This window comes from Streptomyces sp. NPDC014864 (assembly GCF_043081525.1).
Lineage (GTDB): Bacteria > Actinomycetota > Actinomycetes > Streptomycetales > Streptomycetaceae > Streptomyces.
Window position 1 is genome coordinate 64,263 of record NZ_JBIBWT010000001.1, and the last position, 22,783, is coordinate 87,045.

General features: G+C 71.2%; 21 protein-coding genes and 1 pseudogene. 17 read left to right on the forward strand and 5 right to left on the reverse strand.

Annotation, left to right across the window (positions count from 1 at the left end; all coding sequences use genetic code 11):
* The first annotated feature begins 87 nt into the window (after nucleotides 1–87).
* From ACF1A5_RS00335 to ACF1A5_RS00375, 9 genes are all read left to right on the forward strand, one after another.
* Complete coding sequence (locus ACF1A5_RS00335) at nucleotides 88–1,545, forward strand: menaquinone biosynthesis decarboxylase (protein ID WP_392190595.1); 1,458 nt, start codon at nucleotides 88–90, stop codon at nucleotides 1,543–1,545.
* Entirely contained in the window at nucleotides 1,542–2,444 is a 903-nt protein-coding gene (gene mqnP / locus ACF1A5_RS00340) for a menaquinone biosynthesis prenyltransferase MqnP (RefSeq protein WP_392190596.1), read from the forward strand. The genes ACF1A5_RS00335 and mqnP overlap by 4 nt, the downstream gene beginning before the upstream one ends.
* Before the next feature lie 99 nt (nucleotides 2,445–2,543).
* Nucleotides 2,544–3,215 (forward strand): UbiX family flavin prenyltransferase, encoded by a 672-nt coding sequence (locus ACF1A5_RS00345; protein ID WP_392190597.1) that lies wholly within the window; start codon nucleotides 2,544–2,546, stop codon nucleotides 3,213–3,215.
* 113 nt (nucleotides 3,216–3,328) lie between these two features.
* Nucleotides 3,329–3,787: an Lrp/AsnC family transcriptional regulator gene (locus ACF1A5_RS00350; RefSeq protein ID WP_356187536.1), complete on the forward strand. Its 459-nt coding sequence runs from the start codon at nucleotides 3,329–3,331 to the stop codon at nucleotides 3,785–3,787.
* Nucleotides 3,788–3,832: 45 nt separating this feature from the next.
* Nucleotides 3,833–4,996, forward strand: coding sequence for an aminofutalosine synthase MqnE (gene mqnE, locus ACF1A5_RS00355; RefSeq protein WP_392190598.1), 1,164 nt, complete (start codon nucleotides 3,833–3,835; stop codon nucleotides 4,994–4,996).
* A 108-nt stretch (nucleotides 4,997–5,104) separates the two neighbouring features.
* Nucleotides 5,105–5,758, forward strand: a complete 654-nt coding sequence (locus ACF1A5_RS00360; protein ID WP_392190599.1) for a UdgX family uracil-DNA binding protein — start codon at nucleotides 5,105–5,107, stop codon at nucleotides 5,756–5,758.
* Between the two features lie 16 nt (nucleotides 5,759–5,774).
* Complete coding sequence (locus ACF1A5_RS00365) at nucleotides 5,775–6,299, forward strand: GNAT family N-acetyltransferase (RefSeq protein WP_392190600.1); 525 nt, start codon at nucleotides 5,775–5,777, stop codon at nucleotides 6,297–6,299.
* 90 nt (nucleotides 6,300–6,389) lie between these two features.
* Nucleotides 6,390–6,689: a DUF4229 domain-containing protein gene (locus tag ACF1A5_RS00370; RefSeq protein ID WP_392190601.1), complete on the forward strand. Its 300-nt coding sequence runs from the start codon at nucleotides 6,390–6,392 to the stop codon at nucleotides 6,687–6,689.
* A 72-nt stretch (nucleotides 6,690–6,761) separates the two neighbouring features.
* Nucleotides 6,762–7,463, forward strand: coding sequence for a TetR/AcrR family transcriptional regulator (locus ACF1A5_RS00375; RefSeq protein WP_392190602.1), 702 nt, complete (start codon nucleotides 6,762–6,764; stop codon nucleotides 7,461–7,463).
* Here the strand turns inward: ACF1A5_RS00375 and ACF1A5_RS00380 are convergent.
* Nucleotides 7,432–8,307: a MaoC family dehydratase gene (locus ACF1A5_RS00380; protein WP_392190603.1), complete on the reverse strand. Its 876-nt coding sequence runs from the start codon at nucleotides 8,305–8,307 to the stop codon at nucleotides 7,432–7,434. The two genes, ACF1A5_RS00375 and ACF1A5_RS00380, sit on opposite strands and share 32 nt — an antisense overlap.
* A gap of 2 nt (nucleotides 8,308–8,309) precedes the next feature.
* Nucleotides 8,310–9,032, reverse strand: coding sequence for a hypothetical protein (locus ACF1A5_RS00385; protein ID WP_392190604.1), 723 nt, complete (start codon nucleotides 9,030–9,032; stop codon nucleotides 8,310–8,312).
* Nucleotides 9,033–9,135: 103 nt separating this feature from the next.
* On the opposite strand from ACF1A5_RS00385, the pseudogene ACF1A5_RS00390 reads away from it, so the two are divergent.
* Nucleotides 9,136–9,352, forward strand: a pseudogene (locus ACF1A5_RS00390) (acetyl-CoA C-acyltransferase); the annotation flags it as partial.
* Between the two features lie 283 nt (nucleotides 9,353–9,635).
* A complete protein-coding gene (locus ACF1A5_RS00395) occupies nucleotides 9,636–11,582 on the forward strand; it encodes an AMP-dependent synthetase/ligase (RefSeq protein ID WP_392190605.1) in 1,947 nt (648 codons plus the stop codon).
* Nucleotides 11,583–11,847: 265 nt separating this feature from the next.
* Here ACF1A5_RS00395 and ACF1A5_RS00400 read toward each other — a convergent pair whose 3' ends face one another.
* On the reverse strand, nucleotides 11,848–12,051 hold the full coding sequence (locus ACF1A5_RS00400; protein ID WP_004984723.1) for a cold-shock protein: 204 nt from the start codon (nucleotides 12,049–12,051) through the stop codon (nucleotides 11,848–11,850).
* A gap of 298 nt (nucleotides 12,052–12,349) precedes the next feature.
* On the opposite strand from ACF1A5_RS00400, the gene ACF1A5_RS00405 reads away from it, so the two are divergent.
* Nucleotides 12,350–13,207 carry a menaquinone biosynthetic enzyme MqnA/MqnD family protein gene (locus tag ACF1A5_RS00405; RefSeq protein ID WP_392190606.1) on the forward strand — a complete coding sequence of 286 codons (858 nt, stop codon included), beginning with the start codon at nucleotides 12,350–12,352 and terminating at the stop codon, nucleotides 13,205–13,207.
* 400 nt (nucleotides 13,208–13,607) lie between these two features.
* Here the strand turns inward: ACF1A5_RS00405 and ACF1A5_RS00410 are convergent, their stop codons facing one another.
* On the reverse strand, nucleotides 13,608–14,234 hold the full coding sequence (locus tag ACF1A5_RS00410; RefSeq protein WP_392190607.1) for a hypothetical protein: 627 nt from the start codon (nucleotides 14,232–14,234) through the stop codon (nucleotides 13,608–13,610).
* A 114-nt stretch (nucleotides 14,235–14,348) separates the two neighbouring features.
* Entirely contained in the window at nucleotides 14,349–19,037 is a 4,689-nt protein-coding gene (locus tag ACF1A5_RS00415; RefSeq protein WP_392190608.1) for an FtsK/SpoIIIE domain-containing protein, read from the reverse strand.
* A gap of 282 nt (nucleotides 19,038–19,319) precedes the next feature.
* Here ACF1A5_RS00415 and ACF1A5_RS00420 point away from each other — a divergent pair, with 282 nt between their 5' ends.
* The 5 genes from ACF1A5_RS00420 to ACF1A5_RS00440 all read left to right on the forward strand — a co-directional run bounded on the left by ACF1A5_RS00420 (nucleotide 19,320) and on the right by ACF1A5_RS00440 (nucleotide 22,739).
* Nucleotides 19,320–19,631 (forward strand): WXG100 family type VII secretion target, encoded by a 312-nt coding sequence (locus tag ACF1A5_RS00420; protein WP_392190609.1) that lies wholly within the window; start codon nucleotides 19,320–19,322, stop codon nucleotides 19,629–19,631.
* Nucleotides 19,632–19,751: 120 nt separating this feature from the next.
* Nucleotides 19,752–20,072: a hypothetical protein gene (locus ACF1A5_RS00425; protein WP_392190610.1), complete on the forward strand. Its 321-nt coding sequence runs from the start codon at nucleotides 19,752–19,754 to the stop codon at nucleotides 20,070–20,072.
* 3 nt (nucleotides 20,073–20,075) lie between these two features.
* Nucleotides 20,076–21,458 (forward strand): hypothetical protein, encoded by a 1,383-nt coding sequence (locus ACF1A5_RS00430; RefSeq protein ID WP_392190611.1) that lies wholly within the window; start codon nucleotides 20,076–20,078, stop codon nucleotides 21,456–21,458.
* 34 nt (nucleotides 21,459–21,492) lie between these two features.
* A complete protein-coding gene (locus tag ACF1A5_RS00435) occupies nucleotides 21,493–22,131 on the forward strand; it encodes a hypothetical protein (RefSeq protein ID WP_392190612.1) in 639 nt (212 codons plus the stop codon).
* Nucleotides 22,128–22,739: a hypothetical protein gene (locus ACF1A5_RS00440; protein WP_392190613.1), complete on the forward strand. Its 612-nt coding sequence runs from the start codon at nucleotides 22,128–22,130 to the stop codon at nucleotides 22,737–22,739. The genes ACF1A5_RS00435 and ACF1A5_RS00440 overlap by 4 nt, the downstream gene beginning before the upstream one ends.
* The last annotated feature ends 44 nt before the right edge of the window (nucleotides 22,740–22,783 follow it).

Sequence of the window (22,783 nt, forward strand, 5' to 3'; positions counted from 1 at the left end):
GGTCGTGCGATCCCCCCACAGACGGCGACGGGCGTGATGCGGCCCCGGTGACGGGGTCAGGGTAGCGGGTGGCAGATACTGGGACGCATGGCTTACGACGATCTTCGCTCCCTGCTCAGGGCGCTGGAGCGCGAGGGCGACCTCAAGCGCATCAAGGCCGAGGTCGACCCGTATCTGGAGGTCGGTGAGATCGTCGACCGGGTGCAGAAGTCGGGTGGTCCCGCGCTGCTCTTCGAGAACGTGCGAGGGTCGAGCATGCCGCTCGCCATGAACGTCTTCGGGACGGACCGGCGGCTGCTGAAGGCGCTCGGCCTGAAGTCGTACGCGGAGATCTCCGACCGGATCGGCGGGCTGCTGAAGCCCGAACTGCCGCACGGGTTCGTCGGAGTGCGCGAGGCGTTCGGCAAGCTCGGCGCGATGACGCACGTGCCGCCGAAGAAGGTCAAGTCCGACAACGCGCCGGTGCACGAGGTCGTCCTGCACGGCGACGACGTGGACCTCGACCGGCTGCCGGCGCTGTTCACCTGGCCCCAGGACGGGGGGTCCTTCTTCAACCTGGGGCTGACGCACACCAAGGACCCCGAGTCCGGGGTCCGCAACCTCGGGCTGTACCGCCTCCAGCGTCACGACCAGCGCACCATCGGCATGCACTGGCAGATCCACAAGGACAGCCGCAACCACTACCAGGTGGCGGCCCGGCGCGGGGAGAGGCTGCCCGTCGCCATCGCCTTCGGCTGCCCGCCGGCCGTGACCTACGCGTCCACGGCGCCGCTGCCCGGCGACATCGACGAGTACCTGTTCGCCGGGTTCGTCGCGGGCCGGCGGATCGAGATGGTCGACTGCAAGACCGTGCCGCTCCAGGTGCCGGCCAACGCCGAGGTGGTCCTGGAGGGCTGGCTGGAGCCCGGGAAGATGCTCCCCGAGGGGCCGTTCGGCGACCACACCGGCTTCTACACCCCGCAGGAGCCCTTCCCGGCCCTGACCATCGACTGCGTGACGATGCGCCGGCGGCCCCTGCTCCAGTCGATCGTCGTGGGCCGCCCGCCGACCGAGGACGGGCCGCTCGGCCGGGCGACCGAGCGCTTCTTCCTCCCCCTGCTGAAGATCATCGTCCCGGACATCGTGGACTACCACCTCCCCGAGGCGGGCGGCTTCCACAACTGCGCGATCGTCTCGATCGACAAGAAGTACCCCAAGCACGCCCAGAAGGTGATGCACGCCATCTGGGGGGCGCACATGATGTCGCTCACCAAGCTGATCGTGGTCGTCGACGCCGACTGCGACGTGCACGACCTGCACGAGGTCGCCTGGCGGGCGCTCGGCAACACGGACTACTCCCGCGACCTCACCGTCGTCGAAGGCCCCGTCGACCATCTCGACCACGCCTCCTACCAGCAGTTCTGGGGCGGCAAGGCGGGCATCGACGCCACGCGGAAGCTGCCCGAGGAGGGGTACACGAGGGACGGGGGCTGGCCGGAGATGGTGCTGTCCGACCCCGAGACGGCGGCGAAGGTCGACCGCCGCTGGAAGGAGTACGGGCTGTGACTTCCGCTTCCGCCGCGATCCCGCAGCCGGGGCGCACCAAGGCCTTCCTGCGCCTGGTCATGATCGAGCACTCGGTGTTCGCGCTGCCCTTCGCGTACATCGCCTCGCTGACCGCCATGTACCAGTGGGACCGGAACATCCACTGGGGGCGGCTGCTGCTGGTCACCGTCTGCATGGTCGGCCTGCGCACGTTCGCGATGGCGGTCAACCGGATCATCGACCGGGAGATCGACGCCCGCAATCCGCGCACCGCCCACCGCGAGCTGGTGACCGGCGCGATGTCGGTCCGGCACGCCTGGACCGGTGCGCTGATCGCCCTGGCCGTCTTCCTGGGCGCGGCCGCCCTGCTCAACCCGCTGTGCCTGGCGCTGGCGCCCATCGCGGTGATGCCGATGGTGGTCTACCCCTACGGCAAGCGGTTCACGAACTTCCCGCAGGCCATCCTCGGTCTGGCCCAGGCGATGGGCCCGGTCGGCGGCTGGCTGGCGGTCACCGGCTCCTGGTCCTGGGAGGCGGTGATCCTCGGCCTGGCCGTCGGCATCTGGATCGGCGGCTTCGACCTGATCTACGCCTGCCAGGACGTCGAGACCGACCGCGAGATCGGCGTGATGTCGGTCCCGGCCCGCTTCGGCATCCCGGCGGCGATCTGGGGCGCCCGCGGCTGCCACGCCGTGACCACGGCCCTGTTCGTCTGGTACGCGCTCGCCACCGGCGCGGGAGCCTTCTTCTGGTTCGGCCTGCTGATCGTCGCCGTCGCCTTCGTCTACGAGCACACCATCGTGCGCCCCCACGACCTGTCCCGCCTCAACCGCGCCTTCTTCAGCGTCAACGGCTTCATCGGCATCGCCCTGTTCGCGTGCGCCCTGCTGGATCTGCTGGTCCGGGGTCTGAGCGTGTGAGGGCCCTCCGGCGCCCTTCGGCGCCCTCTTGGTGCCCCGGTGGCGCCGAGGGGACCGGCCGGTCCTGAGCGTGGGGCGCTGCGCCGGTAGGCTCAAGATGTGAACGCAGGAGAAACGCAGCGCACGCCTTGGATCGTGGGGGTGTCCGGAGCCTCCGGTACGCCGTATGCGGCCGCGGTGCTGCGCGCGCTCCTCGATGCGGGAGAGAGCGTCGACCTGGTGGTCAGTCGGGCCTCGCGGCTCACTCTGCTCGACGAGACCGGCATCGCCTTCCGGGACGCCCACTGGCGGGACGACCTGCGGGAATGGCTGTCGATGGGCGCCGACGGCAAGCCCGGCACCTTCGAGGTGGACCTCGCGGACGTGCGGTACTGGAGCGCCGGGGACCTGGCGGCCGGGCCGTCCTCGGGGTCGTACCCGGCGAAGGGCATGGTGGTCGTGCCCGCCTCCACGGCGTGCGTGGCGGGCGTGGCGCTCGGGCTGTCGAAGGACCTGCTGCAGCGGACCGCGAGCGTGACCCTCAAGGAGCGCCGCCCGCTGGCCCTGGCCGTGCGGGAGACCCCGCTGAACGGGCAGACGCTGCGGCACCTGGTGACGCTGGACGACGCGGGCGCGGCCGTCGTACCGGCCTCGCCGGCCTTCTACGCCGGGGCGACGCACATCCAGCACCTGGTGGACTTCGTCGCCGGCCGGGTCCTCGACGCGGTGGGCGTGCCCCACCGGCTCTACCGCCGCTGGGAGGGCGAACTGGGCGGCGCGCGGCCGGCCTGAGCATCAGCCGGCACCCGCGGCGCTCAGCACTCCCGGGAACACCACTTCAGGAACACCACTTCAGGAACTCTGCAGATCCTCATCGGATCTCTTCAGCGGAAGGCTTCGATCGCATGGACGCGGTGGACAGGCAGCTCATCCAGGCCCTGAGGGAGAACGGCCGGGCCTCCTACGCGGAGCTGGGGCGCCTCGTCGGCCTGTCGGGACCGAGCGTCACCGACCGCATCAACCGGTTGGAGGCGGCCGGGGTCATCACCGGCTACCGCGCCACGGTGGACGCGGCCTCCCTCGGCCTCGGCGTCATCGCCCTGATCGGCATCTCGCTCTCCGACGCCGCCGACCACGAGGACGTGGCGCAGCGGCTGAAGGATCTGCAGGAGATCGAGGACTGCTGGTTCATCGCCGGTGACGACTCCTTCATGCTCAAGGTCCGCGCCACGGACGTGGACGGCCTGGAGAAGATCATCCGGCGGCTCAGCGGCACCAAGGGCGTCTCCCGCACCCGGACCACGATCGTGCTCTCCACGAAGTGGGAGAACCGGGTGGGCGAGCTGCCCGAAGAGGTCCAGTAGGCCGGGCGTACGGTGGTCGGAGTCTTCCAGGAAAGAGGTAAGGGCATGGACGTCGGGCTCAAGCGCGAGCTGGAGGAGAAGGTCCGCTCCGGCGAGCGGCTGACCCGCGAGGACGGCATCGCGCTGTACGAGTCGGACGACCTGGCGTGGCTCGGCGGCCTCGCGCACGAGGTGCGCACGCGCAAGAACGGCGACGTCGTCCACTTCAACGTCAACCGTCACCTCAACATGACGAACGTGTGCACCGCGTCCTGCGCCTACTGCTCCTTCCAGCGCAAGCCGGGGGAGAAGGACGCGTACACGATGCGCATCGAGGAGGCCGTCAAGCTGGCCAGGACGATGGAGTCGGAGAACCTCACCGAGCTGCACATCGTCAACGGCCTGCACCCGAACCTGCCGTGGCGTTACTACCCCCGCTCGCTGCGCGAGCTGAAGGCGGCCCTGCCGAACGTCTCGCTGAAGGCGTTCACGGCGACGGAGATCCACCACTTCGAGACGATCTCCGGCCTGTCGGCCTCGGAGATCCTGGACGAGCTGATCGACGCCGGTCTGGAGTCGCTGACCGGCGGCGGCGCGGAGATCTTCGACTGGGAGGTGCGGCAGCACATCGTCGACCACCGCACCCACTGGGAGGACTGGTCGCGCATCCACCGGCTGGCGCACGAGAAGGGTCTGAAGACCCCGAGCACCATGCTCTACGGCCACATCGAGGAACCCCGCCACCGGGTCGACCACGTGCTGCGGCTGCGTGAGCTCCAGGACGAGACGAACGGCTTCCAGGTCTTCATCCCGCTGCGCTACCAGCACGACTTCGTCGACATGAAGGACGGCAAGGTCCGCAACCGCCTCCAGGCCCGCACGACCATGGCGAGCGGTGCCGAGGCGCTGAAGACCTTCGCCGTCTCCCGCCTGCTCTTCGACAACGTCCCGCACGTCAAGGTCTTCTGGGTGATGCACGGCGTGCAGACCGCGCAGCTCGCGCTCCAGCACGGCGCCGACGACATGGACGGCTCGGTCGTCGAGTACAAGATCACGCACGACGCGGACAACTTCGGCACCCCGAACAAGCTGACCCGCGAGGACCTGCTGGAACTCATCCGGGACGCGGGCTTCCGCCCGGTGGAGCGCAACACGCGCTACGAGATCATCCGCGAGTACGACGGCCCGGACCCGGCGCGCCGCGAGTCGCCGCAGCCGATGCGCGTCTGACGCGGATCCCCACCGCCGGGCCCGGTCGCGGGCCGCTGCACCCCGGCCCTGGTGGCGCACTGCCCCGGCGCCGGCCGTGAGGCCGGCCGCCGGGGGTACCCGTACGCCATGGCCACCACGAAGGCCCCCGAGGACGCATACACCGCCGAGCCCTTCGTGCCCGGGAAGGCCGGCGCTCTGGCCGAGCTGCGCGAGGCCGCGGCCGGCTGCCGGGGCTGCCCGCTGCACCGTGCGGCCACGCAGACCGTGTTCGGCGCCGGGGCGCAGGACGCGCGGGTCATGCTCGTCGGCGAGCAGCCCGGCGACCAGGAGGACCGGCAGGGCAGGCCGTTCGTCGGGCCGGCCGGGAAGCTGCTGGACCGGGCGCTGGCCGAGGTGGGCATCGACCCCGGTGAGGCGTACGTCACCAACGCGGTCAAGCACTTCAAGTTCACCCAGGCGGAGCCCCGCAAGCGCCGGATCCACAAGCAGCCCACGCTGCGGGAGACGACCGCCTGCGGTCCCTGGCTGGCGGCCGAGCTGGCCCTCGTCGAGCCCGAGCTGATCGTGGTCCTCGGCGCCACGGCGGGCAAGGCGCTGCTCGGCTCGTCGTTCCGGGTCACCCAGGCGCGCGGGACGGTGCTGGAACGGGAGATCCACGGGCGGCCGGAACGGCTCGTGCCGACCGTGCACCCGTCGTCGGTGCTGCGGGCCGACGACAGGGAGGCCGCATACCGGGGGCTGATCTCCGATCTGCGGGTGGCGGCCGACGCGCTGGAGTAATAGCTACAATCCTTTCATGCCCCTTACTTTCACGTTGGATCCCTCCGTGGACCGCGCCCTGCGCGACGGCATACTCGACCTGTGGACCGAGGTCACCGAGGCCGGCGGGGCGGTCGGCTTCGTGCCGCCGGTGACGCGGGAGACGATCCGGCCGGAGCTGGTCAGGCACCTGGTGGCGATGGCCGAAGGGCGCGCCCGGCTGCTGGTCGGCCACGACGAGGAGGGGCGGGTCGCCGCGACGGCCTTCCTCACCTTCAACACCCACCGGCTGATGACCCACTGGCTGTGGCTGTACACGGTGATGGTGCACCCGCGGCACCAGGGCAAGGGGTACGGGCGGGACCTGCTGGCGGCCGCGGCTCGGTCGGCCCGCGGCATCGACGGTATCGAGACGATCCGGCTCACCTGCCGCGGCGGCCACGGCCTGGAGCGGTTCTACGGCTCCTGCGGCTACAAGGAGGTCGGGCGGGTGCCCGGCGCCATCCGGGTCGGACCGGGCGACGACCGCGACGACGTGATCATGATGCTGCCGCTGACCTGAGCCGCCGCGGCCCCCGTGCAAGATCGGGTCCCGACCGTGCTTCACTGGATGAGCCGTTTGGGATTTTCGGAAACGAAAGAGTGGATTGAGATGCTCCGCTACACGCTGATGCGCCTCGGGATCTTCGTGGGCTGCTTCGTGGTCGTCTGGGGCCTCGTCTACTCCGGGATCGCCCCGCGCGGGCTCGGCGCCTCCAACGGCCTGTGGATGATCCTGCTCGCCATGGTCATCTCGGCCCCGATCAGCTTCGTCGTCCTGCGCAAGGAGCGGGACCGGGCGTCGGTCCAGGTCGCCGGCCGCGTGGACCGCATGAAGGCGAACATCGACGCCAACCGCGCCGTGGAGGACGGGGCCGACGACGCGGCGCGCGCCCAGAGCCGGACGTCGTGATTCGGCCGGTGTAGCCGCGCGGGTCCCGCATGGCCGCGCTGCCGCCGGTTCGCGAACCGTAGGCTTGCCCCCATGGGTGCCGTGAAGACCAAGCGGATGCCGCGGGCCGTGCGGGAACAGCAGATGCTGGACGCCGCCGTCCGGACCTTCGGCCGGCGCGGCTACATGGCCGCGTCGATGGACGAGATCGCCGAACTCGCGGGTGTCTCCAAGCCGTTGGTGTATCTGTACCTCAACTCCAAGGAAGACCTCTTCACCGCGTGCATCCGCCGCGAGGCCGCCGCGCTGACCGAGGCCGTGCGCGCCGGAGCGCGTTCCGGGCTGGCCGCCGACCGCCAACTCTGGGAAGGGCTGTGCGCGTTCTTCACACACACCGCGCGCCATCCGGACGGCTGGGCGGTGCTGCACCTGCAGGCCCGTACGCACGGTGAGCCGTTCGCGGCCGAGGTCGCCGTGATGCGCGCCGGGATGGTCGCGTTCGTCACGCAGCTGATCGTCGTCGCCGCCCGTGAGGCGCACCGCGATCCGGACCTGCCCGAGCGGGAGGTCGCAGGTCTCGCCGAGGCCCTCGTCGGCGCCGCCGAGTCCCTGGCCGACTGGGCCAACGCCACCCCGGGCGTCACCGCCCGGCAGGCGGCGGCCACCCTGATGAACTTCGCCTGGGCCGGCCTGGGCAGCCTGATGCGGGGCCGTCCCTGGACCCCGCCCCCCGCCCGCGCGGCCGGGAGCGCGGAGGGCGAGGTCACCCGGGCAGGGGACGCACCTCGCCCGTGAGGTGCACCCGGCCGCCGTCCGCGGCGCGCAGTTCGAAGCGGCCGCCGCGGTCCGCCGCGTAGGAGACGGAGGCGGGCAGCAGCACCGGCGCCCTGAACTCCGCCCGGACCAGGGCGGCCTGCGGTGTGCCGTGGGCGGCGACGCAGCGTGCCACGGTCCACATGCCGTGGGCGATGGCCCGGGGGAAGCCGAACAGGCGGGCGGTCAGCGGGGACAGGTGGATGGGGTTGCGGTCCCCGGACGCGGCGCCGTACCGCCGTCCGACGTCCCCCGCGATCCGCCACTCGGCGACGGCGGGCAGCGGCGCACGCTCCTCACGGGGCGGCTCGGCCGCAGGGCTCTCGGTCCGGTGGCGCGCCAGATAGGTGCTCGTCGACTCCCAGACCACGTCCCGGCCCGAGCGCACCTCGGTCACGACGGTGGCCTCGGTGCCGCGCCGGTGCGGGGCCAACCCGGCCACGTGCACGGTCAGTTCGTAGGTGCCCGTCGCGGTCAGGCCGGTGTGCCGGGTGGCGGTGAAGGACGTGTGCACCAGACCGAGCAGCGGAAGCGGGAAGTCCCGGCCGCTCATCAGGCGCATGGCCAGCGGGAAGCCGAGCACGTGCGGATAGGTGATCGGGAGCGCGTCGTCGCCGGTGGCGAAGCCGCACACCCGCTCGTAGGCGGCGAGCCGGGCGAGGTCCACGCGGACGGCGGGCAGCACCAACTGGGCCCGGGGGAAGGGCGCGTCGGCCCGGGGCCGCTTGACGGGGGAGCGCAGGGCGCCGCGGGCGAGCAGGGGCGCCAGGGCGGGGGAGCGGGCGAGGACGACCGGGGCGGGGTCGCCGGCGCGCGAGAGGGCCATGGTCAGGCCCCCAGCAGGCTCTGGCCGCAGACCCGGCCCACCTGGCCGTTGACGGCGCCGGAGGCCGGGTGGGCGAGCCGGGCCGTCGTCTCGGCGACGTCGGCGGGCAGGCCGCCCTGGGCCAGGGAGTTCATCCGGCGGCCCGCCTCGCGGAGGAACGGGGGGACCGCGGTGACCTCGTGGGCGTCGACGTGGATCGCCTGGCCGCTGACGCAGGCGGACCTGGGGGAGAGCAGGAGGCGCAGGGTGGACTCGGCGGCGGCCGCGTCGGTGAGCCGGACGAGGTTCACCGCCCTGCCCCGGCCGATCTCCTTGCCCAGCGAGCGCACGAAGCCCTCCAGTGCCTGCTGCGCGGCCGCCTGGTGGTGGTCGGCCGGGTCGAGCGGGGCGCCCAGCACGACCACGCGGCCGTTCGCGGCGACCGACCGCACGACGGGGTGCGGGGCGGCGTGCACCTCACCGAGCGCGTCGCCGTCCCGGACCCCGGCCGCGTCCAGGACGACGGCGGCGGGTTCCCGGTCGCCCTGGGTGAGTCCGGCGCGGTCCAGGACGGGAACGAGGCCCGGGAGGGCCGGTGTGTCCGCGGTGAGGCGGAGCAAGGGGCCGTCCAGGGAGGGCCGGTGTGCCGACCAGCGCCGCAGGGCGGCCGGCCGGGGAAGGCCCGGCCGGCGGGTCGGGAAGCGGCCGGGCGCGGTGCCGGTGAAGCTCAGACAGCGGTCGGCCATGGGGGTGTCTCCCGATCGGCTCACTTTTGCTTACTCTGAAGTAAGGTTACCGGTGGTAAGTCTATGTCACGGAGGAGGAGCAGGTCGAGATGAACCGAGCCCCGCGGGCAAGGAGCGCGGCCTGGCCCCGGGGGACCGCGCCCGGCTGAACGCGGCCGGGTCCTCGCCGGCCACCGGCCACCTCTTCCCCGCCACCGGCGCCCGGATCGTGGCGACCCGGGCCCGGCCGCTCGCCGAGCGCGGCGGCCCGGGGGCGCGGGCCGATCTCGGTCTGCGCGGCGGGCGGACAGGGGGTGGCGGCGGTCCTGGAGCGGGCCTGAGGGGCCATCGGGGAGCGGGGTCCGCGGGCCCAACGGCCGGGCCCCGCTGGAGTTTGAAGATTGCACAGCCCCGGCGCCGGACCATCTCGGGTCCCTCTCCGAACCCGCACGACCTCCCCACAGGCGAGCCGTACGATCGCGCTTCTGACCGGCGGTAACCCCCGCGTCGCACGCCACCGTGAACGGCGTCGCGCGCCACGGTGAACGACTCCGTACGTCCAGCACGTACCTCATGCAGCACAGCAGCGCGCAGCCGCTGGCGCTGCAGTCCCCAGGAGCTGCCATGCCCATCTCGTACTCGTCCCCGTCCTCCGTGCCGCCGGCCGCACCGGAGTTCGACTACGACCCCGACGGCGGGCCGGTGCTGTCCGCGCCGTTCACGCGCCGGCTGGACGGCGAGGTGCGGGAGGCCTACCTGCCTCCGCTGGTGCGGGCGGTGACCCACGGTTCGCTGGCCGACCTGCCGTTCGAGAACGCGGCCGCCGAACCCGGCAAGCCGGTGCTCAGCCGACGCGGCGCGGACGGCGGCTGGACGGACGTGACGGCGGCTCAGTTCGCCCACCAGGTACAGGCGGTGGCGAAGGGCCTGATCGCGGGAGGCCTGATGCCGGGCGACCGGATCGCGGTCATGGCCCGTACGCGCTACGAGTGGACGCTCCTCGACTTCGCCGCCTGGGCCGCCGGTCTGGTCACCGTCCCCGTCTACCCCACCTCCTCGGTCTTCCAGACCCGCTGGATCCTCCAGGACTCCGGCGCCGTCGCCCTGATCACCGAGACGACGGCCCAGGCGGCCGCACTCGGTCCCGAACGGCAGCACCTGCTCGGCCTGCGGCACCTCTGGGTCATCGAAGCCGGGCACGTGGACCAACTGGCGGAGGTGGGCGCGGCCGTCCACGACCAGGAGATCGACGTACGCCGGGGCGTCCTCGGCCCCGACACCCTGGCCACCCTGATCTACACATCCGGCACCACCGGCCGCCCGAAGGGCTGCGCGCTGACCCACGGCAACTTCCTCGCCGAGGTCGACAACGCGGTCGAGCTGCTCCACCCGGTCTTCCGGGCCAAGACGAAGGAAGAGCCGTCGACGCTGCTCTTCCTGCCGCTCTCCCACGTCTTCGGCCGCATGGTGGCGGTCGCCTGCGTGCGCGCCCGGGTCCGCCTCGGCCACGCGCCGAGCCTGCAGGCGGAGGACCTGCTGACCGACCTGGCGAGCTTCAGGCCGTCGTTCCTGCTCGCCATCCCGTACATGCTGGAGAAGATCTACAACAACGCGCGGGCGACCGCCGAGCGCGCCGGCCGGGCCTCCGCCTTCGACCGCGCGGCGGAGGTGGCCCGCCGCCACGGCGAGGCGACGGAGGCCCGTCAGCACGGCCAGGGCCGCGGCCCGACCCGCGCCCTGAAGACCGCGAGAGCCTTCTACGACCCGCTGGTCTACCGCCGTATCCGCAACGCCCTGGGCGGCCGCCTGCGCCACGTCATCTGCGGCGGCTCCCCGCTCGGCCGCCGCCTCGGCGCGTTCTTCGCCGGGGCGGGCATCGAGATCTACGAGGGCTACGGCCTGACCGAGACCACCGGCGCGGCCACGGTGACGCCCCCGCAGAGACCGCGCCTGGGCACGGTGGGCTGGCCGCTGCCGGGCACGAGGGTGCGCATCGCCGCGGACGGCGAGGTGCTCCTCTCCGGCGGTCAGGTCCTGCGCGGCTACTGGGACCCGAACGCGGGCGGGGTGGTGCCGGCCACCCAGGACGGCTGGTTCGCGACCGGCGACATCGGCCGCCTCGACGACGAGGGCTACCTGACGATCACGGGCCGCAAGAAGGAGATCCTGATCACGGCGGGCGGCAAGAACGTGGCACCGGCCCCGCTGGAGAACTGGCTCCGCTCCCACCCCCTGGTCTCCCAGTGCATGGTCCTCGGCGACGGCCGCCCCTACATCTCCGCCCTGATCACCCTGGACCCCGACGGCATCACGCACTGGCGCCAGATGCACGGCAAGCACCCGGTGCCCGCCGAGTTCCTCGTCGACGACGCCGATCTGGCCGCGGTGCTCCAGCGGGCGGTGGACGAGGCGAACAAGCTGGTCTCCCGTCCGGAGTCGATCCGCCGCTTCGCCGTCCTCCCCGTCGAGTTCACCGAGGAGGCGGGCCACCTGACCCCGTCCATGAAGCTCCGCCGCGAGGCGATCATGCGGGACTTCGCACGCGAGGTGGAGCGTCTGTACGTCAGGTGACCCGGGTTTGCCGGTCCCGGTCCGACCATGAAAGTCGCGGTCGGTCATGGCGGCGGCCACTGACAACAGGGCCTCGCCGGACGCGCCGCAAGGAGACCAGTGGGGCGCCGGGAACGGCGTCCGGCCGACGCCAGGAGTTCGCCGAGAATTCACCCGCCCACGGGCCGGACGGAGGGAAGCGGGCGGGAAAAGGCAGGAGCCCCGTCGCCGAAAGGCGCGGAGCTCCTTGGGTACTGCAATCAGAATTTTACTGCGCGTCGTCCGCTCAGACCGGGGTGACGTTCTCCGCCTGCGGGCCCTTCGGACCCTGGGTCACGTCGAAGCTCACCTGCTGGTTCTCTTCGAGGGAGCGGAAGCCGGTCGCGTTGATCGCGGAGTAGTGGACGAAGACGTCGGGGCCGCCGCCTTCCTGGGCGATGAAACCAAAGCCCTTTTCGGCGTTGAACCACTTCACGGTTCCGGTAGCCATAAGCCCTCCTTGGGCTCAAAGGGTCGCCCTGCTCCAGAACCTGCAAGTAATAACGGCACGGCCGCACAACTGCATGCGTCTGAAAACGATCAGAGCCCGCGGTTACATGCTCCGCAGGCTCTGTACTGCAAGGGAAACCAAACTGCAACTTGCTGGTGAGCCTAGCATGAGGGCAGCCGAAAGCAATAGAGGTCAAGATCACGTCACCCGGACGTTTGAAGGCTCTGGTGAGAGGTTGACGCTAAGGGGTGCTGGGGGTCCGCGTCCGAGCCCTCCGGGCAGGGTCTAGCCTCACGATGTGGACAATTCTCGCACCCGGCCGCGCGTCGGGCACATCCAGTTCCTGAACTGCCTGCCCCTGTACTGGGGGCTCGCGAGAACCGGCACCCTCCTCGACTTCGAGCTCACCAAGGACACCCCGGAGAAGCTCAGCGAGCAGCTGGTGCGAGGAGACCTCGACATCGGGCCCGTCACCCTGGTGGAGTTCCTCAAGAACGCCGACGACCTGGTCGCCTTCCCCGACATCGCCGTCGGCTGCGACGGCCCGGTGATGTCCTGCGTGATCGTCTCCCAGGTCCCGCTGGACCGGCTGGACGGCGCCCGGGTCGCCCTCGGCTCGACCTCCCGCACCTCCGTGCGCCTCGCCCAGCTGCTGCTGGCCGAGCGGTACGGCGTGACCCCGGACTACTACACCTGCCCGCCCGACCTGAGCCTGATGATGCAGGAGGCGGAGGCCGCGGTGCTCATCGGCGACGCCGCCCTGCGCGCCAACCTGCTCGACGGGCCCCGCTACGGCCTTGAGGTGCACGACCTGGGCGCTCTGTGGAAGGAGTGGACCGGGCTGCCGTTCGTCTTCGCGGTGTGGGCGGCGCGCCGGGACTACCTCGACCGCGAGCCGGTCATCACCCGCAAGGTCCACGAGGCCTTCCTCGCCTCCCGCAACCTCTCCCTGGAGGAGGTCGGCAAGGTCGCCGAGCAGGCGGCCCGCTGGGAGGCCTTCGACGAGCAGGTCCTGGAGCGGTACTTCACCACCCTCGACTTCAGCTTCGGCGGCCCGCAGCTCGCGGCGGTCCAGGAGTTCGCCCGGCGTGTCGGGGCGACCACCGGGTTCCCGGCGGACGTGAAGGTGGACCTGCTCCGGCCACTTCAGCCATAAGGATGCGGCCGACCGGCTGACGGGGGGCTGCCGGCGTACTGGCGTACGAACCTTCCGCTGCCTCGGACGGTGGCCCAGGCACTACCCCGCTGGAGCAGGCGTGCCAGCGGTCGCGTACCCCGCTGGAGCAGGCCCACCGGCGGTCGCGGACGCCGGTCCGCTGCCCGCCCACTCCGTACGGGGCCTGGGCGCGGGCCTCGCCGAGGTGCTGGGGGCGGTGCACGAACTGGGCCCGGTGCACCGGGACGTGAAGCAGTTCGTCGCGACGTCCGTGGGCGCCCCCGTCGATCACGCGGGCTGCGCGGGCCCCACACCGTGCGTCTCACCCCGGTCTGGGACGACCTCCAGTACACGGCGGACGGCTCGCCGGAGGGCATTCCGCGGGCGCGGGTGCCGAAGGTCAGGCAGCCGCGGGGGAGGAGGACTCGGCGGCCGCCTCGCCGGAATCGGCCTTTGCCTTGGAGAGTCTGACGAGCAGGGCGACGAGGAGCGCCCCCACGGCCAGCGCCGTGACCAGCCCGACCGCCCAGACGAACGGGTAGTGCGCGTGGACCCAGCACCCCCCGCCCCGCGCGTAGCAGCCGGCGTCCCAGTCGCGCCGGTGCTTCGGGCGCGTGGTGCTGCCGATCACGATCCCGAGCCCCCAGCACGCGGCCAGTCCCGGCAGCGCGGCGGCGGCCCAGCCCAGCGAACGCACCTTGCTCTCACGCCAGTTCATGCGGATCAACGCGGCGATCACCGAACCCAGGGCGACCGGCACCAGGGCTCCGACGGTCGCGGCGAACGCGTAGCCGCCACCGGGCCAGGCGGGAGCGAGACCGCCCCAGACGTCCCTGCCGTAGGCCCTCATCATCATGACCGTCGGCACGAGGAACGCGGTGAAGCCCAGAACCACCAGGCACGCGAAGAGGCACGAGGCACCCCGCTCCTTCTTGCGCGGCGCGGCGGACGGGCCCTTCCGGTGCTCGTAGCGCAGCGCCGCCGCGGCCGCCTTCCTCCGCTTCGGCTTCGCCGATCCCCCGCCCATGCCCGCCTGCCTCCGCCCGTCCGCCGGCCGTCCGCCGGTCATCGTCCTGCCGCCCGGTCCACGCCGCATCGTCCTGTCACTCGGTCGACGCCGGTCGCCACCCTGCCGCCCGCTCTACGCCGGTGTCGTGACCGCCATGTGCTCCCCGGTGCCCAGGTGCAGCATCCCCCTGCCCGGTGTGACCGCGCCGCCGACCATGCTCCGCGTCGTACGGATGCCGATCAGCTCGCCCGCGGAGGAGTCCTGCGGCGACAGCAGGATGCCCCGGCGGGCCTTCTTCGCGTCGACCTGCCAGCCGGAGAAGCCGTCGCAGATCTCCTCCTCGTCACCGGCGATGACGAGCGCCAGGCCCTCCTCGGCCCCGCGCTGGACGATCCGCTTGAACACGTCCTCGGCGTCGCAGTCGTCCAGCACCTCGGCGTCGTCGACCAGGACGGCCACCGGCTGCCCGGGGGAGGCGGACCCGACGGCCTCCTCCAGCTCGTCCTCGTCGATGTCCCGGCCCGTGAAGACCTTCAACACGCCCTCCTGGCCATCCAGTTCGCGCAGCGGTGACTGGCGCGGCGCGGCCACGACCAGGCGGACGCCCTGGGCGAGGTAGGAGCGGGCGAAGTTCAACAGCACCGTGCTGCGGCCGGACTTCGCCGGGCCGCCGATCACGAACGCGGGCACACCCTCGGCCAGGTCGGGTCCGAACGCGGTCAGTTCGTCGCCGCCGACGCCCACCAGGGCCCACAGCGGGGACGCGGCCGCGGCCGTGTCGCGCATCGCCCAGGCGTCCGCGAAGGAGATCCGGCTCGGCAGGACGTCCACCCGGAACGGCCGCCGCGCGCGCGGCACGTCCGCGTCCCGGGCCGCCGCCGCGTCGCCGATCGCCATCAGCGCGGCGGCCTGGCCCTGACCGGTGGTGTCCTCGCAGAGCAGCGCGAACTGCGTCTCCGCGGCGGTCTCGTTGCGGAACGCCCGGCCCGGCGGGATCTCCTCGGGCACCTTGCGGGCGTTGATGTCCAGCATGGAGAAGTCGCTGCGGTCCGCGAGGCGCAGACCGTACTTGTCCTCGGTCAGGGAGGAGATCCGGCCCGCGAGGACCTGCCGGTCACCGGTGATCACGACGTGCAGGCCCACGCTCGCGCCCTCGCGCATCATCGCGAAGAGCTGGTCGGTCAGGTCGCCGTGCTCGTACTCGCCCAGCGTGGGCAGCCAGCCCTCCCAGCGGTCGAGCAGCAGCACGATGTGCGGCAGCCGCTCGTCCTCGGCGACCGCGGCCCGCTGCTCGCCGATGTCCGCGAAGCCCTTCTCGGCCAACAGGTCCTGGCGGCGGCCGAGTTCGCCCGAGAGCCGGGTGAACAGCCGGACGACCCGCTCCACCTGGTTGCGTCCGACGACCGCGCCGCAGTGCGGCAGCCGGGTCAGCGCGTTCAGGGCGCCGTTGCCGCAGTCGATGCCGTACAGGTGCACGTCGGCGCACGAGTGGGTGCGCGCCAGCGAACCGGCGACGGTGCGCAGCAGCTGCGAGCGGCCGGTGCGCGGGGCGCCGGCGACGAGCAGGTGCCCGAAGGTCGCGAAGTCGACGGCGACCGGCCGGCGGGCCTGCTCGGCGGGCAGGTCCTCGAGGCCGTACGGAGCGGCGGGCAGCGCGCCCTGGGCCCGCACGGCCGGGATCTCGTCCAGCAGCAGGGTCTCCTCCAGCGCGGGCAGCCAGGGGGAGTGCTGGGCGGGGATGCCGAGCGCCCGGTCGGCCTCGCGGACGGCATCCACCAGCACCTTCAGGTCGGTGATCTCGTCGTCCTCGCGCGCCTCCGACTTGGGCTTGTGCAGCGCCCCGCGTCCCAGGTCCTGCCAGGCGAGCTGTCCCGCCCAGGGCGCCAGCGTCTGCGGGTCGGCCGCCCCCGGCCGCCGACCGCCGACCCGGCCGGACTGGAACGGGATCAGGGAGGCGTGCCCCAGACGGACGTACGCCCGGCCCGGGGTGCTCTTGGAGATGTGGCCGGCCTCGGGGGCGTCGATCACGTCGGTCGACTCACCGGCGTCGGTCACGCGCAGCGCGATGCGCAGGTTGGTGTTGGCGCGGATCTCGGGCGAGACGACACCGCTGGGGCGCTGGGTGGCCAGCAGCAGGTGGATGCCGAGGGAACGGCCGCGCTGCGCGATGTTGACCAGGCCGGTGACGAAGTCCGGCAGGTCGCGGACCATGGACGCGAACTCGTCGATGACGATGAGCAGTCGGGGTACCGGAGCGTGGGACGGATCCCGGCGCACCAGGTCCTGGTAGTCCTCGATGTCCTTGGCGTCGGCGGCCGCGAGGATGTGCTCGCGCCGCTTCAGCTCGGCACCCAGCGACTCCAGGGCGCGCTCGACGAGATGCGCGTCGAGGTCGGTGACCATGCCCACGGTGTGCGGCAGCTTCACACAGTCCTTGAACGCGGACCCGCCCTTGTAGTCGACGAGCACGAAGGTCATGTTCTCGGGCGTGTTGGCCACCGCGAGGGCCGCCACGATGGTCTGGAGCAGCTCCGACTTTCCGGAACCGGTCGTACCGGCGATCAGGCCGTGCGGGCCGTCCCTGCGGATGTCGATGCCGAAGGGACCGTCGTAGGACTCGCCGATGACGGCCATGGTGGACTGCCCGCCCATGCGCCAGCGCGCGGCGATCGCGTCGCGCGTCGGCGGCTCCAGCTGGAGCACGTCCAGCAGCCGGCTGGCGGCGGGCAGCGCGGAGTCCTCGGTCTCGCCGCTGATGTCGCGCAGCGGGGACAGCGCCCGGGCCAGCCTGGCGCACCACGCCGGCGAGACGAAGTCGGGCCGTACGTCGGTCCTGCGCCGGGCGCCGCTCTGCTCCACCCTCAGCCGCAGTTCGAGCGCGCGTTCCCGGGTCTCGTACGCGGTCTGCTCGGCGGTGTGGTGCCAGGCCTGGAAGGACGGGAACCCGCCGGCGGCGGCCGGCTGCGCGGCGGTCGGCGCGGGCGTCGCGGCGTCGCCCGCGCGCCGCGGCTCGGCCACGACGACGGCCTGGCACTCGCCGGGCAGGAACCGCTCCTCCTCGTCCAGGCAGATCGCGTGGATGGCGACCGCGGGACCCTCGCGCAGCAGCTTCACGACACCCGGCATCGACCGCAGCCTGCGGGAGCCGTCCCAGACGACGACGATGTCGGGGTCGGAGAACGCGGGGCCGTCTCCGTTGCGCCCGCTCTCCCGCAGCGCCTTCTGACGCGCCGTCAGGATCTGGGTCAGCTCACCGACGCGCGCGCCGACCGTCTCGGAGTCCGTCCCGATGAGGACGTTGACGTCCTGGCCGCCGGCCGGCCGCGCGTGCGGCAGCCAGCGCACCCAGTCCCACCGCTGGTGGGCGTCGTTGTCGGTGAGGACGTAGAACTGCACGTCCATGGGGCTGTGCAGCACCGCCGTCTGGGCGACCGCCCACCGCCCCAGGGCCTGCGCGGAGTCGTCCGGCCCCGCGATGCCGACGACCCCGAGGTCCTTCAGCGGCAGCGCGACGGGGGAGTCCTCCAGGGACCAGGTGACCTGCCGCTTGTGGTCGTCCTGCTCCGGGTCGCTCAGGACGACCTCGGACGGGACGCGGCCGGTGCCGACGCGGAGCAGGAGGTGGTCTGCGTCGGTGCGCCGCCGCTCCCACAGCCGGGTGCGCGGACCGGTGCCGAAGGCCAGCACGGCGGCCGGGTCGGGCATCGCCTGCCGCCGGTCGGCGCGTTCGGCGCCGAGGGCGTCCTCGGCGTCCTGCTCGATCCGCGCCTTGTGCTCCTTGTACTCCTTGAGCTGCTTGGCGTGCGACTTCCGGCCGTGCTTCTTGTCCATGAAGTAGTTGCCGAACAGCATGATCGGGCTCATCACGGCCATGATCAGGTAGTACCAGCGGCCGAAGATCACCACCGAGACCACGGCGCCGACCAGCGGGAACAGCGCCATCAGCCACGGCAGCGGCCGTGCCTCGTACTCGCCGGGCGGGGAGGGCAGCGCGAACTCGGTCCGGCGCTCGGCAGGCCGCAGCCGCGGCGGCCGGTTGTAGTCGAGTCCGGCACCGTCCTCCGACCACTTCAGCGCCGCGTTCGGCGCGGTGTAACCGGTGATCTCCAGCAGGCTGTTGCCGAGGGCGAGCTGCGCGCCGAGCGGCCAGGCGCCCCCGTCGAACTCCTCGCCGTCGAGCCGGGGGAGCCGGTGGTCCCTGTCACCGCCCTTTGCACCTTTACTCCTGCCGTCCTTGCTCCTGCTGTCCTTGCTCCTGCCGTCCTTGGCGTTGTCTTCCTTGGCCTTTTCGTCCTTCCCACCGGATCCGCCGCTCCGAACACGGCTGGACGTGCCCCCGTGCAGGGTCACCTCGCAGGTGCCGTCGATGGATATCGACAAGGTGGCGGCGCGTTCGGCGAGTTCGGGGTCGTCGATGCGCAGGTGCGCGGCCGGGCCGCTGCCGATGTCGTACCGGCCCACGCCGAGCCGGTGTACCGACCCGGCCCCGGGACCGCCGGCCACGCGGAACTCCACGACGCCGGTCGGCTCGCCGAGGACGCAGCCCGCCGGGTCGTGCAGGCTGACGACGGCCCCCTCCCGCAGCGGCGAACCGACCACGGTCGCCGCGGGGTCGAGGGGATAGCCGTCGACGTAGGCCTGGGGCGTGCCACCGGGGTTCCGCTGGCCGCCGATGGGGATGATCCGCGCACCCTCGGCCGCGCCGACCTGCCGGGCCAGCTCCCGCGTGATGTCACCGACCGTCGACTCCGGATCGGCGTCGAGCACCACGTCGGCGCCGCCCCCGCCGAGAGGGTCGACGACGGTCAGACTCAGGCGCACGTTCGTCCTCCTCGTGGGGCTGAGGCCGTCCCCGGAACGCTGAACACAGTGGAAGTGACCTTAGCCGCCGCGCCGTTGGCCCGGGCAACGGGATGCGCACGGCTGTGCGGGCCTTCACGGTCCTGTTGCCTGACGTCCCTGTCATCCCAACAGCCCCACCCGTAAGATCTTTGCTCATGCGGACGGCCGGTGGGCGACCGGACGACCGGACGACCGGGTCGGCCGCGCGACGCAAGCCACGGGGGCAGGCCCTGCGGCGTACGAAAACGGGAGGGAGCCGTCATGGCCGGCAAGGGCAAAGACACGGACCTTACTTATGCCGAGATGGAGAAGACCGCCAGCGATCTTCTCAAGGACATGCACGACCTGGAGACCCAGATCCACTCGGTCGAGAAGCGGGTCAAGAAGCTGGTCGAGGACGGCTTCACCACGCAGAAGGCGTCCGGTGCCTACGAGGACTCCATGCGCGAGTTCGCCAAGGGCGCCGTCAAGACCATCCACGGCCTCCACGGCCTCTCCGAGTTCCTGAAGAAGGCCAAGCAGGCCTACGAGGACCTGGACGACCAGCTGGCGCGGGGCGTCAAGGGCAGCTGAGGTCGGTCAGTAGGACCCCATTCCGGTGCAACGGAGCACGCATTGCTCCGTTGCACCGCTGTGTCGCCGACGAAAAGGTCGGCCATCCAGCGGAACTGCAACAGCGCACACGGGGGTGTCGTGGGCGGCGAAGCCGATCACACCCGGCTCGACCTTGAGGTGATCAGGGGCATGGGGACGGGGCTCAGCACTATCAAAAAGGCCTTCGACGGTCTGGAGAAACTCGGCGACAAGTACGAGGACGACTTCGGTGACGGCGATCTCGCCGAGAAGTTCGGGGACTTCGCGAGCAACTGGGAAATCAGCCGCGAGAAGCTGACCGGTGAGGTCGACGCGCTTGCTCAGATCGCGAAAGCGGCCGCGAAGGCGTACGAGGACATCGACCACCAGCTGGCCGAGGCGATTCGTGGTGCCCAGGACCCGAAAAAGGGGAGGAAATAGCCCATGACGGGACGGCCGCGTGACTGGCATCCGATAGCGGACAGCGACCCCGTACCGGGCGACCCGGATCGCATGGCGGCCCTGGGCAAGCAGCTGCGGAAGACGGCGGACGAACTCGAACGGCAGATCCGCAACCTCAAAGCGGTTGCCGAGGTGGACGCCTGGGACAGCAAGGCCGGCAAGGAGTTCCGCGAGAAGGCCAAGGGAAACGTCAAGAAGCTCGAGGCGGCTTTCAAGCGATACGACACGGCTGCCACAGCCATCGGATCCGAGGTCGTCGAGGAGGGGGGCGGCTACCAGGACAAACTGCATGCCCGCCCGCGGAACTATGCCTCGGACCTGAACCGCGCGCAGGAGATCGCCGACGCCGCACTGAAGGACGCGAAGGACGCCGAGGAGCGCAAGGGGGCCGCACAGAAGAGCCTGGACGGCCTGTCGAGACGGGACAAGAAGGACCACTCCGGCAAGGACCGCAAGGACTTCGAGGCGGAACGCGACCTGGCCGGGGACGACATCAGCGCGGCCCGCGAGAAGATCAACGAAGCGAAGAAGATCCGCGATATAGCTGCCAAGCGGGCTCGGGATTCCATCGACGCCGTCATCAGTCACGACTCCCTGAAGGACGGCTTCTGGGACACACTGGTCAAAGAGATCGCAGACATCACTTCGTTCATCGCGACATGGTGTGGGATCCTCTCTCTCGTCGTCGGATGGATTCCGGTCATCGGGCAGGCCTTGGCCGGCGTTTTGGGCGCTATCGCCATGATCGCCACGTTGATCAACTTTATTGCGACCTTCGTTCAGGTCCTCCAGGGAAACGCGGAGTGGCTGGACCTGGGTCTGGCCGCCCTCGGATTTGTCATGATGGGTGTCGGCAAGGGGTTCTCGAAGATCGCGGGCAAGTTCGCCAAGGGTGCCCTCGGTCGCCTGGGCAGGGCCGGAGTCGCCCGAACGGCTCGGCAGGTGAGCCGGGCGAACAAGAATCTGCGCAGCCTTTCCGGAAAGCAGTTCAAGCTCGGCAAGGGCGACGTCTGGAAGTCGATGAAGGAGCCGTTCACCGAGCCCTTCTCGAAGAGCGCGTGGAGCGACAATCTCAAGACTCTCAAGCCGGGGAGCGGCAACTACAACCAGGCCTGGAGCGAGTTGCGCGGGCGCGGTGGCGGGAGTCTGCTCAAGGGTCTCCCCAAGTCGTTCTCCATGGCCGACCCGGGAGTTGCCTCCGACCTGAAATCCGTCAAATTGGGCACGGCGGCTCTGGGCGGACAGTTCGATGTGAACGCCCTGAACAAGATCTCCAGCACCGCCAGCCGGATGTCCGTCGTGGGGGCCGGGATTACGCTGGGCGGCCTGGGCCTGGACGGAAACCTCAACCCGCTCCTCGGCTGAGCCGACGGCCACGTCCCGCGCGAAAGGAAACAGCATGACCCCATCGGACGACGCCGTCCCTCTGACCGAGACCTTCGAGTGCACGTTTGAGTTCCAGCCCGGTTGGGTCGACCTGACGCTGCAGGAAGGCACGAAGGCCGAGGCCAAAGCGCTGGCCACAGCGGTCGTCAACGATCTCAACCCGATGGCGCTGGAGATCGAGAAAAGCGCCGTATTCGACGACATGGTGGAACGGGCGGTCGACCTGAACGAGGACGTGCCCGTCCTCGCAGCCGCCTACTACACGGAGGCGGGCGAGGCCCTCGCCAACCTGGTGGTCGATTCGTACGGTGATGAGGGCGTGCCGAGGCCCGGCCCCGACGAGGTCATTCCCTTGCTGCTGCAGTGGGCGAATGCCGAGGTCACGGGCGATCCACAGATCACCCGGCACGACCTGGCGGTCGGCCCGGCGGTGCGTGTCCAGGCCATGCTTCAGGTGAAGCGGCTGTTCGGCTTCGGCCGCAAGCTCACCGAGTTCGTCAAGTGGGCCGTCTTTCCATCCGGCTTGCAGAGCCTCGTCGTGGTCACCGTGACCTGGGAGAAGATCGCCCTGACGGAGCAGATCACGGAGCTGGCCGACGAAGCCGTGCGAACTTTGCAGATCAACCGACTCCCCACCGGAGGATCGGAATGAAGACGGCGGATCAGTTCACCTCGCCGCCCCAGGACTACAACGTCGTGGTTCCGGACGGCTGGTTCCAGCTCTCGCTGGACCCGGAAGACCGCGACCGGGGAATTGTCGCCCTCGCCGACGTGACGTTCCGCGGTGTGGACAACGCCCCCCATCTCAAGCAGCAGTTCATGCGTGACCTCCAGCGCAGGGCGAAAGACGCCTATCGAGTGGGTGGCACCGAGCTGTACCTCTCCACGATGACGGTCGGCCCGGTGCCGCTGGCGTCCTCACTGCTCATCAGTGTTCCGGCCCCCGACGAATGGCCGCAGACCTCGGATGCGGACGAACTGGCCGAGCACCTGGCCGGGCAGGATCTCGGCGAGAACGGGGAACTCGGTGTCGTGGCACTGGACGCGGCGGGCAAGGCGGTACGGCACCGCTGCCGCGAGGCCGCCGACCCCGACACGCAGATGGGCAACACCCTGCCGACCACCAACCTCACGTACTACGTCCCGATCCCCGCGACCACCCGTTGGCTGCTGCTGAACTTCTCCACCCCCGTCGATCCGCTGGCGGACCGCATGGTGGAACTGTTCGACACCGTCGCGGGAACGCTGCACTGGGGATGACGGCGTCGCTCCCCAGCCGTGCCGCGGCGCTTGCCGCTCGCTTC